10 protein-coding genes are annotated in these 14,545 nt (G+C 36.9%); 3 read left to right on the top strand and 7 right to left on the bottom strand.

Annotation, left to right across the window (positions count from 1 at the left end; translation table 11 throughout):
- Positions 1 to 235 precede the first annotated feature (235 nt).
- From KO02_RS19460 to rhaT, 4 genes are all read right to left on the bottom strand, one after another.
- Positions 236 to 1,591, bottom strand: coding sequence for an FGGY-family carbohydrate kinase (locus tag KO02_RS19460; protein ID WP_038700993.1), 1,356 nt, complete (start codon positions 1,589 to 1,591; stop codon positions 236 to 238).
- A 10-nt stretch (positions 1,592 to 1,601) separates the two neighbouring features.
- Positions 1,602 to 2,876, bottom strand: coding sequence for a TIM barrel protein (locus KO02_RS19465; protein WP_038700995.1), 1,275 nt, complete (start codon positions 2,874 to 2,876; stop codon positions 1,602 to 1,604).
- An 82-nt stretch (positions 2,877 to 2,958) separates the two neighbouring features.
- Entirely contained in the window at positions 2,959 to 5,073 is a 2,115-nt protein-coding gene (locus KO02_RS19470; RefSeq protein ID WP_038700997.1) for a bifunctional rhamnulose-1-phosphate aldolase/short-chain dehydrogenase, read from the bottom strand.
- A 10-nt stretch (positions 5,074 to 5,083) separates the two neighbouring features.
- Positions 5,084 to 6,160, bottom strand: a complete 1,077-nt coding sequence (gene rhaT / locus KO02_RS19475) for an L-rhamnose/proton symporter RhaT (RefSeq protein ID WP_038700999.1) — start codon at positions 6,158 to 6,160, stop codon at positions 5,084 to 5,086.
- A 549-nt stretch (positions 6,161 to 6,709) separates the two neighbouring features.
- Between rhaT and KO02_RS19480 the strand changes: the two genes are divergently transcribed.
- From KO02_RS19480 to KO02_RS19490, 3 genes are all read left to right on the top strand, one after another.
- Positions 6,710 to 7,291, top strand: coding sequence for a family 43 glycosylhydrolase (locus tag KO02_RS19480; protein WP_038701001.1), 582 nt, complete (start codon positions 6,710 to 6,712; stop codon positions 7,289 to 7,291).
- A 174-nt stretch (positions 7,292 to 7,465) separates the two neighbouring features.
- Positions 7,466 to 8,092, top strand: a complete 627-nt coding sequence (locus KO02_RS19485) for a 3'-5' exonuclease (protein WP_038703027.1) — start codon at positions 7,466 to 7,468, stop codon at positions 8,090 to 8,092.
- A gap of 10 nt (positions 8,093 to 8,102) precedes the next feature.
- A complete protein-coding gene (locus tag KO02_RS19490) occupies positions 8,103 to 10,016 on the top strand; it encodes a DUF294 nucleotidyltransferase-like domain-containing protein (protein WP_038701003.1) in 1,914 nt (637 codons plus the stop codon).
- Positions 10,017 to 10,084: 68 nt separating this feature from the next.
- On the opposite strand, the gene KO02_RS19495 is transcribed toward KO02_RS19490, so the two are convergent.
- The 3 genes from KO02_RS19495 to araA form a co-directional block, all read right to left on the bottom strand.
- Positions 10,085 to 11,227: an aldose epimerase family protein gene (locus tag KO02_RS19495; RefSeq protein ID WP_038701005.1), complete on the bottom strand. Its 1,143-nt coding sequence runs from the start codon at positions 11,225 to 11,227 to the stop codon at positions 10,085 to 10,087.
- Positions 11,228 to 11,264: 37 nt separating this feature from the next.
- Positions 11,265 to 12,965, bottom strand: coding sequence for a sodium:solute symporter family transporter (locus tag KO02_RS19500; RefSeq protein ID WP_038701007.1), 1,701 nt, complete (start codon positions 12,963 to 12,965; stop codon positions 11,265 to 11,267).
- A gap of 67 nt (positions 12,966 to 13,032) precedes the next feature.
- Positions 13,033 to 14,535: an L-arabinose isomerase gene (gene araA / locus KO02_RS19505; protein ID WP_038701009.1), complete on the bottom strand. Its 1,503-nt coding sequence runs from the start codon at positions 14,533 to 14,535 to the stop codon at positions 13,033 to 13,035.
- Positions 14,536 to 14,545: the final 10 nt, after the last annotated feature.

Genomic DNA, 14,545 nt, shown 5'->3' on the forward strand with positions numbered 1-14,545 from the left:
AATTACACTTAACTTGCATCAATAAATTGATAACAAACAGTTTGACTAGGTATTTATAATAAATATCGAATCGAACAGTGTGTTATTTTTCATCATAATTTAAGATTAATTGGTTTTTTAAAAGGCTTTCATTCTCCCCGTTTGAAAGCCTTTATTCAACACTTTCTTTCCGATACCATGTCCATACGAGTGCAACATTATAATCAATCCTAAGGAAAGCTTATTCTTCTACACATCAATTTCCTCTAAAATATCTCAATTCAATAATATCATTTGGAATAGGTTTTTCGTTCCAATGTTCATGGATAACAAGTGCAGCACCTAATGCTGTCGCTTGTGCCATGGAGGCACCAAAAATCTCTACCTCAGGAAATTCTTTTGCCAAGAGATTCATGTAAATATGGTTTTTACTAAACCCTCCATCTACAAAAATTCTAGATACCTTTTTAGCGTCCAAAACAAGCCTTGTCGACTCAACTTGAGCCTTGATCAAGTGTAGCATTAAACTATGGTAAGCCTCTTCATAATCATGATAGCGACCCAAATCCACCTTTGAAAAAATTTTCAAATCCCCTGCTATACTTTCCTTAGCTAATTTAGCTACTATTCTAGGATTGAGTTGAATATTACGAAACTTGGCTGTAGTAACATGAAAAAAATCAGCTATCCGTTTAGACTGTACCTCATGCTCATATCCGGCAAATAATCTGGAAGCTTTAACTGGCTTACCAGCATAAGACTGATAAAACAAACAATCTTTCCGTAATTCATCTACAGTTAAATCACTATGGTTAAATGGATTGAAAGAAATACACCAGGTTCCTGTAGATATAAGAACAAAAGGTTCATTAAAATTAAGCAAATAAGGAATTAAAGCAGAAGAACTATCATGAAGTCCAGCACCTACCCGATAAGGGCTACCTGGAAATGCGCCATCAAAAACCTCATCCCCCTTTACAATTGGCGCTAATATCCCCTGTATTCCTTCCTCCTGTACCCATTGATGATATTCATCTTTATTAAAGTCCCACAAAGCAGTATGGCAACCTATACTCGTCATATCAGAATACACCTTTCCTGAAACTAAAAAACTTAAATATTGTGGCAGATGTAAAGCAAACCTAACGCGTTCAAAAATTTTTGGCTGTTCCCTTTTTAATCGCAAAATCTGTAAGCCCGAATTTAAGCTGCCCAATGCAGGCGAAGAGCTTGCCAAAGAAAAGGCCTCTTCTCCACCATACTTATTATACAAATCTTGCTGAAGGGCAACTGGGAATTCTTTCAAGTAATTATACAAAGGAGTCAAAGGTCTACCATCATCGTCGATATATACAAAGCTAGCTCCATAGGAGGTGAAATTAATCGCTTTAACCTCAAATTCATTCTTCCGAAACACTTCATGAAGCGAGTCGAAAACTGACAATCTCAAACTTTCAAGGTTCTCACACGGATCTCCATCTTCATCCACAGTTTCTAAAAATCTTGCAGAACGCTCGAATACAATTTGGTAGTTTGCATCAAAAAGAAAAAGCTTTTTATTAGTTTTACCTACGTCGAAAATAGCAACTACTGGAATTTTATCGTTATTCATTCTTTAACTTTTATAATCCCGTTGCAATAGTATTTAAACCTCGCTCTTTTATTAATTTTTCCCGTAATTTCTCCTCATTAAATAGCAATACAGGATTCAAGGCTGCACCACTCCGTAATCGCGATTCGGCAACTAATGGTCGTACATCAGTACGGAAAGCATCTTGAAGAATTTCTTGTGCCTTCACAATATCATTCAATTGCTGAGCTTCTTTAAGTGCAGCACGATCGACCAATAATGCTTGTGCATAGGCAATTTTTATAGCTTCTACAGATTGCAATAAATCCACTAGGGGGTCTTTGAGATTATGCGAAGCATCAATCATCCACCCCAAACCTGTTGCATGGTCCATTCCATTCAAATCCATGCCATCAACGAGCTCATTAAAAATAAGGAAGAGTTGATAGGGTTTTATACTTCCAGCTGTTAAATCATCATCGGCATATTTACTATCGTTGAAATGAAAACCACCTAGCTTACCCTCCATCAACAACAGAGAGACTATCTGTTCGATATTAGCATTGGGTAGATGATGACCCAAATCAACTAAAGTAAACGCCTTAGGTCCCAGCTTATTCGCTAAGAGCAGCGATTGCCCCCAATCTCCGATAGTCATCGAATAAAAATAAGGCTCAAAAGCTTTATACTCCACAAACAATTTCCAATCTTCTGGCAAATGTTTATAAATTTCTTGCAAACTGGATAAAGTATTTTGAAATGCTTCACGAAAATTCAGTTGTCCAGGAAAAGATGAACCATCAGCTAACCAGACGGTCAGAGATTTGGACCCTAATGACTTACCATAATTAATCACTTCAATGTTATGATCAATGGCCTGCCTGCGTACCAATGGGTCAACATGGTGTAACGACCCATGTTTATAACTATGTTCTTGGTTAGCTTGATCTTGAAAAGTATTGGAGTTAACGGCGTCAAAAGTAATCGCTAAAGAACTTGCTAATGCTTTGATCTTATCTGCATCTTTTGGGATATCCCAAGGAATATGCAAGGAAATAGCACCACTAGATTTATTGAGCGCATGCAATAATCCAACATCCTCCAACTTTTGCTCTAAAGTACCGGGCTCTCCCGGACCAGAAAAACGTCCAAAACGTGTTCCTCCAGTGCCCAATGCCCAGCTTGGTATTGCTATTTGAAATTTCTGAAGCTTCTCTAAAACCTGTTCAACAGCTGCAATATCCTGTGAGATATATGCAAAATCTCTCTTGTGTTTATCTCTTAATTGACTATTATGCGCATCTATTAGCTGCTTGTCTAAAATCATAATTAAAATGGTTAATGGTTGATAACGTAGATAGATATCGAGTGAATTTTCACATCATCACTCGACATCTAAGATATAAAAATTAGCGAACAAATGCCATTGCAACGCCTCCATCGACATTCAAAACATTGCCTGTAGATTTATTCAACAAGCCACCAACATAAGTGAAACATGCATTAGCAATATCTTCTGGAAGGATAATCTCGTTCAGTAAAGTACGTTTCGCATAAAAAGCCGGTAACTCCTCGATGGTTACTCCATATGCTTTTGCGCGACCCGCGGCCCATCCGCCAGCCCAAATATTACTATCGGAAATTACAGCATCGGGATTGATAACATTCACTCGTATTTTTGCTGGCCCTAGTTCTGCAGCACACAGACGACTTAGATGTAATTGAGCAGCTTTTGCACTACCATATCCCGCATTGTTGGGGCCACTAACGAGCGCATTTTTACTCACAATATTAAGAATATCACCACCTATGTTTTGCCCCTTTAAAATTGGAGCTACAGCTTGAATAACCAAAAACTGACCTTTTACCAAGACATTATAGAGCAAATCCCAATCCTCTTGCGTATGGTCTTCAATCGTTTTAGAAATTGATAATCCAGCATTATTAACAATAATATCAATTCCACCAAATGCCAATACAGCATCATTGAGTGCATGTTTAATCTGCGCTTCATTGGTTACATCAAGAATTGTGGTGATAACCGCATCTCTCCCAAATTCTGCTACAAAATCTTTCTCACAGGCAGCAAGTCGCTCAGCATTGATATCATTCAACACCACGACAGCACCTTCTTGGGCCATCTTCTTTGCAATAGCCTTACCAATACCTCCCCCACTCCCTGTCACCAACGCTATTTTACCTGAAAGTGCTTTGGGGCTTGGCATACGCTGCAACTTAGCTTCTTCCAACAACCAATACTCAATATCAAAAGCTTCTTGACGTGGCAAGGCCGTATATTCGCTAATAGCTTCAGCACCTTTCATCACATTGATTGCATTAGTGTAAAATTCAGCTGCCACACGAGCGGTTTGTTTATCTTTTGCAAATGAGAATAATCCTACGCCTGGATATAAGACAATTACGGGATTTTTATCACGAATGCTCGGACTATTTTCATGTTTACAATTTGCATAGTATTGCGCGTACATCTCTCGATAGCCTTCAAACAATGGTTCCAACTTCTTTTTCAGTTCTTCCACATTATCTAAGTTTTCAGACTTGGATAAGGTGAGTACCAAAGGCTGAATTTTAGTGCGTAAAAAATGATCCGGACAACTCGTACCTAAAGGAGCTAATCGTTCTAGATCATTTGAATTGATGAACTCCAATACACGGTCATCATCTGTAAAATGTCCAATCATATGACGCTCACTTGAACAAAAACCCCTTAATATAGGAGCTAATTTTGCAGCTTGAGCATTTCTTTCCTCTTTATTTAGGCTTTCATTCTTCTGCCCTCCAAATACAGGACTTTTTTTACCATAATTTTGTTCTAAATATGTTGCACATGTTTCAATAACATCTAATGAATTTAGATAACAATCGTAAGCAGAGTCTCCCCAAGTAAATAAACCATGCGATCCCAACATGATACCTCGGATGTCTGGATTTGCTTTTAGACAGGACTGCAGCTGTAAGCCCAAATCAAATCCAGGACGCTGCCAATCAACCCAACCGATAGAACCATTGAAAAGTTCTTCCGTTATTTTCTTTCCATCTTTTGCAGCTGCTATTGCGATAGCAGCATCTGGATGTAAATGATCGATATGTTTGAATGGCAAAAAACCATGCAAGGGCGTATCTATTGAAGGTGCTTTGGAACTCAAATCAAAAATACAGTGGTTGAATAGTTCCACCATTTCATCTTCATATGCAATCCCCCTATAGACATTTTCAAGATTGCGCAAACGTTGCAGGTATAATGCTGCAAGTCCTGATTTTTTCAATGTACCAATATCCCCTCCAGACCCCTTTATCCACATTACTTCAACATCTTCATTCGTAAGAGGATCTTTCTCCCAAACCTTACAAGAGGTATTACCACCACCATAATTGGTAATTCTTAGATCTGCACCTAAAATATTTGAACGATATAATAATAGCGCAACCTCATCACCTTCCAATGATTTCGCTTTTTGATCGTCCCACAAGTAATTTACATGTTTATACGTTTTCACTGCCATATATATTAAATTAATTTTCTAAAGTTCTTGCAAATCCTACGACGCAAATAGAAATTATGATGAGCACTATTCCACCTATTATGGAACGATAAGCAGTTTGGTTCACCCCTTTCCATTCTTTTAATACAACTCCCCAAGCATTTGAAATCAAGATGATAAACGCCATATGAAGAATCCACGAACTGGCACCGTTACCTAAACGACTCTCTCCCATTCCGTAAAAAAAGAATTGTAAATACCAAGTCGTACCAGCCAGGGCACATAAAAGTAAATTCTTAGCTTTGGGAGCATCGGATTTAGTATAATCTGAAAAGGTTTTATTTTTAAATAAAAGATAGATACACCAAATAAAGTTTGTAGTAAAGCCCCCCCACAGGATAATGATGTAAGTAACGTTATTCTGATATAGAAACTCTCCATCGTTAGGATTACTACTCTTCCACACGGAATTTGCCACATCAGCAAGCGGTTTTCCTGCCTCAATGCCAAAATTGAAACAAGCACTAAGTACTCCGGAAACCAGTGCCACTACAATGCCAAGCGTGAAGTTATAATCAGACTTTGCATCACCAGACAGTGTTGATAAACTTTTTTCTTTTGACACACCTGCCTTGCCACAAAGACACACCCCTAAGACACATATCAACAAACCTATTAATATGCAAATGCCAGATTGAGTAGTAAAGAAGTAATCTATTCCGTGCTTTCCTGTCGTTTTATTAAAAAAATAATAAATACTGGGCATCAATGACCCAAATACCATACTTAAACCTAAAATAATACTGCTACCCAACGAAACACCAAGATAACGTACCCCAAGACCATAAGTAAGCCCACCTATACCCCATAACATCCCGAATAAAAAAGTATAGGATAAAGTACCAGCATGAGCATGCATGATAATCTCTGAAAAATTAGGAATAGTTAACCATGCAGCAATTGGTGGGACAATAATCCAAGAAAAAAGACCGCCTAAGATCCACATGGACTCCCAAGACCATCCTTTCACTTTCTTATAAGGAACATAAAAACTTCCTGACGCAAAACCGCCGATGAAATGGAATATTACTCCGAAAATAGCATTCATACTTATCTTTTTAGGTATTTTACATGAACTAAATTAAATGATTTCCACATCTAAACTGTTATGCACTGTTATGCACTGTTATACATAACAGCTTAGCATCCAAATACAGATCGATGCAGTTATAAGTGGAAATCTGCTTTCAATATTTTAGAAATTGTTCTTTTATTTCCGCTTACTTTCTCTAAATAATAACATTATCAAAGTTGGTCAGATCTAAAATTGGTTAAGCCAAAGCTAATCAAATTGGATATATCAAGTGTGCAATTGGGGCTTATTCAAGGTGTAAAATGGAGACATTTCACGAATTTAATTTTTTCTAATCTGTTTTCAGCTTGTATTTAGCCTGGATCCATTTCTATAACTCTTTTGTTTAAGTTGCATTAGCACAGAAAGTTTCAAATAAATGTTTCTTTTACATTTATTTGAAAAATAGTATCTATCTTTAAAAAAGAAATCAATTTAAACCAAGTGATTTCACCCAATAACACATTCATATTTACGAACAAAAGGAATAACAAGTTATTTATCTAACTAATATTTACTAAAAAAATGAGAAAACAAATTTTGTCCATAACCTTATTCTTATGTTATTTATGCGCACCTGCTCAAGACAACACCCCTGCAGAAAAAGATCACGTCGCCTATATATTTGCCAACTTTTTAGGAAACGATATTAAAGAGGAGCAACCATTCAACATGACACATGGACAAGAGATAGATCCTGATGTTTCTAGAGACCCGAAGACTGGAAAACACCACCTCTACTGGGGGAATGGATACACTGCTGTTGCAGAGTTAAATGATGATATGCTGGGCATCAACAAAGAAAGCATAAAAGTAATTACTCCAGATAGCACCTTTCGCGAAGGAATCTATGTTTTCTATAGAAAAAACATCTATTACTCTCTTTGGTCTGAAGATGACACCAAAAGCGAAGACTATCGTGTACGATATGGAGCGTCAACCTCACCAACCGGCTCCATTCAGATACCTGATAATAACCTAATTTTAACTAAAAATCCAGAACTAGGTATTTACGGAACCGGACATAATGCCGTATTGCAAACACCTGGTGAAGATAAATGCTTTATCGTATACCATAGGATAAAACCCGTCATTCCCACATTATAGCTTATCAATTATGAGCTGTATCCAATTGATTAGATACTCATTTGCAAACCAACCTTATTCACATTTAACACAAAAACAATCAATAAAGCGCCAGATATCAACATATTTGCTGATTAGATGATGATAATTTATTCAATAATCACTAATTTTAGTAACGAAAATACGAGCAATTCTTTGAAAAATTATATATTATTCCTTGACACAGAAACATCAGGACTTCCAAAAAAATGGGACAAAAAGTATAGTGATATACAAAATTGGCCACATGCACTTCAAGTAGCATGGATTATTTTTGATGCAGATTTCAATGAAGTCAAACGGACAAACAAGTACATTTACGAACCCTTTATTTTTATAAGTCGAGAATCCGAACAAATTCATGGACTAACACCACAATTTTTAAGAGAACATGGGGAGAACAAAAAAAATGTTCTACGGAAATTAGCGCATGATTTAAAAAAATATCAGCCGTTGATCGTTGGTCATTTTTTAGCATTCGACTTGCAAGTTATCGCAGCTGAATTTGTTAGATCAAAATTAAATATACCTTTTGAACAGCTCATCTATTTTTGTACACTATGGCATAGTAAAATGTATGTAAGAAATCCCAATATGGTCCATATGAATCTATCCCACCTTCATGAAACCCTATTTACAGAAATACCTAAAGATCTACATAATGCTGAAAAGGATGCAGAAATAACTGCAAAGTGTTATTTTGAAATGGTTAACAGAAATCAACTTTCCACAGAAGATATTGAAAATCAACAAGTACGATTTGTAAATTTACTTCAACCTTAATTCCGTTTCTATGAATAATCCAGATATTATTTTAGCGCTATTAAAAACTACGGCACCTTTTCATGTTCTACCAGAATCTGTACAAAAAAGTCTAGTTGACCTAATGACGAGGTTCACATTCTCAAAAGAAGCACTTATCTATAGACAAGGTATTACTGATATTGACGGAGTTGACCTTATTTATAAAGGGCAATATGAAACATTTTTTCTCGATACGGTAGAGGACAAACGTTCGATCGAAATACATGAAAGCCCATACTGTTTTGGAGGTATTTCAGTGCTTTTAAATCGTAAAAAAGCATTAAAATCCGTCATGGTCAAAAAAGGGACCATCATATATCGGTTACCTCGTAAAGATTTTATTGAACTTTGCAATGTCAATGAGGAGTTCTTCCATTTCTTCACCAATGCATTCGGACGTAAAATGCTTGAAGAAGAATTTTCTCATTTTGTGAAATCACCTGCGTCATTTGAAGAAAGCTATTATGCCGCAGATCAGCTTTATTCACGTAAGATCGACAATATCATTTATAAAGATATTGTTTCTATAGCCTACAATACTCCTATTTATGAAGTAGCAAAAACGATGTCCCAAAATAAGGTGAGCTGCATTTTCATTACAGAAAAAGATCATATTGTTGGCTACGCAACAGATATGACACTTCGTGATAATGTTATTGGAAAACAAATAAACGTTACACAGGCCATAGGTTCTGTCATGGACAATCCCATCGTCAGTATCTCTAACCAAGCTTTTCTCTATGAGGCAGTATTGATGATGTTTCGAACAAAAACAAAATATCTTTTAGTTGAAAAAGAAGGGAAATATGTTGGCTTTTTGAGTCGTAACCGCCTGTTGAGTGAACAAGGACAATCTCCTTTAGTTTTTATACAATCTGTAAAATTAGCAGAGTCATTAACTGAATTGCAGGAAAAATGGGATAAGGTGCCTAAAATTATCAATCAATTGTTAGGTCGAGGAGTAAACGCTGCCATTACAAACCAAGTCATAACGACAATAGCCGATACCATTGCCATAAAGGTGATCGAGAAAGTTATCCAAGAAATGGGCAAGCCACCCGCTAAGTTCGTCTTTATGGTAACTGGAAGTGAGGGAAGAAAGGAACAAACACTAAAAACGGACCAAGATAACGCCATTATCTATGAAGATAAAGCCAATGAACACCGTGAACTGGTTAGAAGCTATTTCCTTAAATTTGCGAGCCGTGTTTCCGACGACTTAAATAAAATTGGATTTGTCTATTGCACTGGTGGATATATGGCTAGTAATCCCGAGTGGACACATTCTTTATCGCATTGGAAAAACAATTACAAAAGTTGGATTGAAGACACCATACCTGAAAATGCAATTAAATTTTCAACATTTTTTGATTGTAGAAGACTTTATGGCGACCAAGGAATTATAGACCAACTTAAGTCATTTTTAAATGAGGAGTTACAAAAGCCAAATGACCGCTTTTTTTCATTTATCGCGAAAAATGCTTTGCAATATGAACCACCACTAACATTTTTTAATGCGATTAAAACACAAACCATTGGCGCTTCCGAATTTCTAAACATAAAAAAAGCGATGACTCCAATTGTCGATCTAGTCCGAGTATACGCACTAAAAAACAGAATTTACGAAGAAAACACCGGCGAAAGACTTAAGAGATTGGTCGAACTTGAAGTCTTCAACCAGTCACAATACGAAGAATTGCACCAATCTTATTATTACTTAATGGCGCTGCGATTAAAAAATCAAGCGAATGAGATCATAACAACAAAATCTAATCCCGATAATTATATACGAATCGATAGTCTTACTAAAATTGAAAAAGCAACTTTAAAAGAAATTTTCAAAACCATCCATAATTTTCAATTGGGAATAAAATTCAAATTCACAAACAATCTGCTGGGATAGTACAAGCTTAGAATCTAGCAATCTGTCAATTTTTCAAAATGACAGATTGCTAGATAGCCAAGTCAGCCCTATCTTGTTAAGAAACGATATTCAGTCTTTGAAGAATACGTTTGTCCAGGACTTAGCACAGTAGATGCAAAGTTGGCATGATTAGGCGCATCTGGAAAATGTTGTGTTTCTAAACATAAAGCTGCCCTAAAACCATAAGTATGACCATTTTTACCTTTAGGATCTTGATCCGTCATGAAATTGCCACTATAGAATTGTAATCCTGGTTCAGTTGTATAGATTTCCATTGCAATACCTGTTTTTGGAGCATACAAAGAAGCTACTTTTTCAAATTCTGCAGATTTGTTCAATTCAAAATTATGATCGTAACCCTTACCTATTTCCAATTGATTGTTTTTATCATCTATTTTTGCACCTATCAATTGTGGTTTGGTAAAATCAAAAGCAGTACCCGCTACAGGTAAGCTTTTTCCAGTAGGAATAAGTGTGCCATCAACTTCCGTAATTGCGTTAGCATTGATTTGAAGCTGGTGATCCAAGATCGTTGCGTCACCCGCACCATTTAAATTAAAGTAAGCATGGTTGGTTAAATTTAAAATGGTTTCTTTATCAGTTGTCGCTTCATAGTCTATATTTAGCCCCCCATCATCTTTTATAGAATAAGTAACTTCCATGTTCACATTCCCAGGATAACCCGCTTCTTTATCTGGTGAACTATAAGCTAAAGTAATGGATGTTGCTGTATTACGAACTACATCCCACACCTTATTATAGACTCCATTTGTACCACCGTGCAATGAGTTTTCACCATCATTTTTTTCTAACAGAAAGGTCTTACCATCCAAATTAAACGAGGCTTTTCCAATTCGATTACCATATCTACCCACTACTGCTCCATAAAAATTATTCGCATTCTTTTTATATTCCTCAGCCGAATCATAACCCAAAATGACATCTGTAGGATGTCCGTCCTTATCTGGAACAACAATACTCACCAATCGAGCACCATAATTGGTTAACGTAACCGTCAATTTCCCATTTTGAAGGGTATATAATTTAACTGATTTTGCATCGATCGTCCCATCAAACGAATTCAATTGCGTCGTGTCTGTGCTTTTCGAAGCCTCCTTGTTATTTCCAGATTGGCATGACATCGTGAGTGCCGACATGACAAAGAGGATTCCATAAACTTTCTTATACATATTTATTTAATTTAAAATTAACTGTTTAGTTTTAAAACTACCAAAATCGTACATATACTACTGTTACCAAAAGCAAAGTCAATACAATCATGGCTATAACTGAAGGTTCTAATTTAAACATGGTCTTATCGAGTACAAAGGCCTTTGGATTAATTTTAGGTCCCAACAAACTGACTGATATCATCGCAATCATAGTAAAGGCAAAAGCCAATCCCATACAAATTTGGAAAGGGATCTCATATACACCATTTTTATTGAGATATGCAGTATAGATCCAGGTTTCATTTCCAAAAACTTTTGTTGCAAACTCATTAAAAAAGATGGACAGAACAAATCCCGTAATTAGACCCGTAATTGCTGCAGAGCCTGTAGTACGCTTCCAAAACATACCTAATAAAAACATGGAGAATACCCCTGGACTGATAAATCCTGTATATTTTTGAATAAATGTAAATCCCCCCGCTCCACCAATACCTAACGTGTCACTCCAAGTAAATAGTACTGCAATCAATATAGAAACAACAATAGTAATCTTTCCAATCCAAACCATTTTGGATTCACTGGCCTCTTTATCGATATATTTTTTAAAAATATCCAAGGTAAATATAGTCGCTATACTATTGGCTTTTCCTGCAAGACCAGCAACAATAGCAGCAGTAAGTGCCGCTAAGGCTAAGCCCTTCATCCCATTAGGTAAATGCCCTAAAATAGCAGAATAAGCATTATCGGCATGAAAAACTCCTCCAGGAGCCATCTCTTGTTGCAATGCACCATTTTTATAAAGTACATAAGCAGCTATTCCAGGAAGCATGACGATAATCGGCATCAATAATTTAAGAAATCCTGCGAAAAGAATACCCGTACGAGCAGTTTTCAAATCCGCACCCAAAGCACGTTGCGTAATGTATTGATTACAGCCCCAATAATTTAGATTAACGATCCAGATACCCGCAAGATACATTCCTATCCCGGGTAACATCAGATACTTATTGACATCTTCTTGTGAGGCTCCGGGACCTGGTTTATCCACGATTAAGTTAAAGTGATTGGGTGAATCTTCCATAAGTTTATTAAACCCTGCTAAAACATCCTGACCAAGCCCAAAATGTTCACTGACCATAGTCAATGCAACATAGGTTGTTGCCACACCACCAATAATCAACACGACCACTTGTATAACATCTGTAAAACCAATGACGCGCATACCACCCAGTGTAATGATAACAGCAAATACAGCTAATGCGACCATGATCATATGAAAGCTATCTCCACCACCTGCCATACTCGATATTGCGATAGCTCCGAGATATAATATGGATGTCAGATTAACAAAGACATAAAGGAACAACCAAAAGATGGCCATAATTAAACTCGTTGTCTCATTATAACGATTATTCAAAAACTGAGGCATTGTAAAGATTTTATTCTTCAAATACACCGGAATAAACCAGACCGCGACAATGATAAGGGCTACCGCAGCAATAAGTTCATAAGCGGCCACAGCTATTCCCACCTCAAAACCATTTCCACTCATGCCTATAAATTGTTCTGCAGAGATGTTGGAAGCAATGAGGGAAGCTCCAATAGCCCACCAAGTCAGAGAGCCCTCAGCTAAAAAATAATCTTTGCTACTACTTGTGTTACTTGTCTTTTTACGATATATCCAGTAGCCGTAGCCAGCTACGACAAAAAAGTAGATTATAAAAATAAGATAATCTACCGTTGCAAATTTTTCCATAATTTCCCAAATCGGTTAGTTGAAAAGTGTCCCCTTCAAATTGCTATTGAAAGGAACGCTCAATTTATTATTTTTTCAACAAATAATACAATTCATTCCATTTTAATTGATTTTCAAGATTGTTCAGTGTTGTCTTTTCATCGATGCACACAAATTCAACACCTGCTATACGAGCAAAATCTTCTAAATATTCAGGAGTTAAACTTAAACTATAAGCTGTATGGTGCGCTCCTCCCGCAATAATCCAAGCACTACAACCCACTTTCATATCCGGAAGAGGTTTCCACAGTACACGGGCTACTGGAAGATTTGGTAAAGGTTCGTTCACTTCCACACCTTCCACTTTATTAACAATTAAACGGAAGCGTGTGCCCATATCTACCAAAGAAGCGTTCAATGCACAACCGCTTAGACCGTTAAAAACAAGCCGTGCAGGAGCTGCTTTACCACCTATGCCTAATGGATGGACCTCAATACGTGGTTTATCAGCTGCTAAAGCTGGATCTACTTCTAACATATGAGAACCTAAAACCATTTCATTTTGGGGATCAAAATTATAGGTATAATCTTCCATGAATGCTGTTGTTCCCGTTAACCCCGCTCCCATTACCTTGCAAGCACGAACCAAAGCCGGAGTTTTCCAATCTCCTTCACCAGCAAAACCATAACCCTCTGCCATCAGTCGTTGTACCGATAGGCCAGGCAACTGTACCATACCATGTAAATCTTCGAAAGTATCCGTAAAACCTTTAAAATTTCCACGTTCCAAAAATTTACGTAAGCCAATCTCGATTTTGGCAGCTTCAATCAAATTATCATGGAATTCAGCTCCAACTCTGACATTATCGGCTAAATCATAAGTTTCCTCATATACGTTCAATAAAGCCGCTATTTCTTCAGAAGTACTTGCATTGATGACTTCTACCAAGTCACCAATGGGATAGGTGTTTACAGAAAAACCAAATTGAGATTCAGCTTCTACTTTATCTCCATCCGTAACAGCTACATACCGCATATTATCCCCAAATCGAGCATATTTAGCTCCCTGCCAATCGTGCCAACCAGCAGCAGCACGTGACCAAACACTAATACGTTCCAAAACCTCTTCGTCCTGCCAATACCCGGTAACAACCTTTCTACCGATATTTAAACGGGTCACGATATGTCCAAATTCACGATCACCATGAGCACTTTGATTTAGATTCATAAAATCCATATCAATACTGCTCCATGGAATGTCTCTATTATATTGTGTATGCAAATGCAATAATGGTTTTTGCAAAGCTTTTAATCCTCTGATCCACATTTTTGCTGGCGAGAAAGTATGCATCCAAGTAATGATACCAATACAATTTTCTTCCTGATTCGCAGCAACTAAAGTTTCATAAATTTCATCCGTATTCTTAACGATTGGCTTATAAATAATTTGTACAGGGATTACTTCATGTGAAGATAAATAATGGGCAATTTCTTCAGCATGAACTGCAACTTTTCGAAGTGTCTCTTCGCCATAGAGATCTTGACTACCGACAACAAACCAAACCTCAAGCTCTTTTAAATTGATATTCATATTTTCAGTC

This window comes from Sphingobacterium sp. ML3W (assembly GCF_000747525.1).
In the GTDB taxonomy this organism is placed as follows: domain Bacteria; phylum Bacteroidota; class Bacteroidia; order Sphingobacteriales; family Sphingobacteriaceae; genus Sphingobacterium.

What these genes read in the sequence shown, in the direction of transcription:
- KO02_RS19460 (WP_038700993.1), bottom strand. Translation starts at nt 1,591, where the DNA reads ATGAATAACGATAAAATTCCAGTAGTTGCTATTTTCGACGTAGGTAAA.
- KO02_RS19465 (WP_038700995.1), bottom strand. Translation starts at nt 2,876, where the DNA reads ATGATTTTAGACAAGCAGCTAATAGATGCGCATAATAGTCAATTAAGA.
- KO02_RS19470 (WP_038700997.1), bottom strand. Translation starts at nt 5,073, where the DNA reads ATGGCAGTGAAAACGTATAAACATGTAAATTACTTGTGGGACGATCAA.
- rhaT (WP_038700999.1), bottom strand. Translation starts at nt 6,160, where the DNA reads ATGAATGCTATTTTCGGAGTAATATTCCATTTCATCGGCGGTTTTGCG.
- KO02_RS19480 (WP_038701001.1), top strand. Translation starts at nt 6,710, where the DNA reads ATGAGAAAACAAATTTTGTCCATAACCTTATTCTTATGTTATTTATGC.
- KO02_RS19490 (WP_038701003.1), top strand. Translation starts at nt 8,103, where the DNA reads ATGAATAATCCAGATATTATTTTAGCGCTATTAAAAACTACGGCACCT.
- KO02_RS19495 (WP_038701005.1), bottom strand. Translation starts at nt 11,227, where the DNA reads ATGTATAAGAAAGTTTATGGAATCCTCTTTGTCATGTCGGCACTCACG.
- KO02_RS19500 (WP_038701007.1), bottom strand. Translation starts at nt 12,965, where the DNA reads ATGGAAAAATTTGCAACGGTAGATTATCTTATTTTTATAATCTACTTT.
- araA (WP_038701009.1), bottom strand. Translation starts at nt 14,535, where the DNA reads ATGAATATCAATTTAAAAGAGCTTGAGGTTTGGTTTGTTGTCGGTAGT.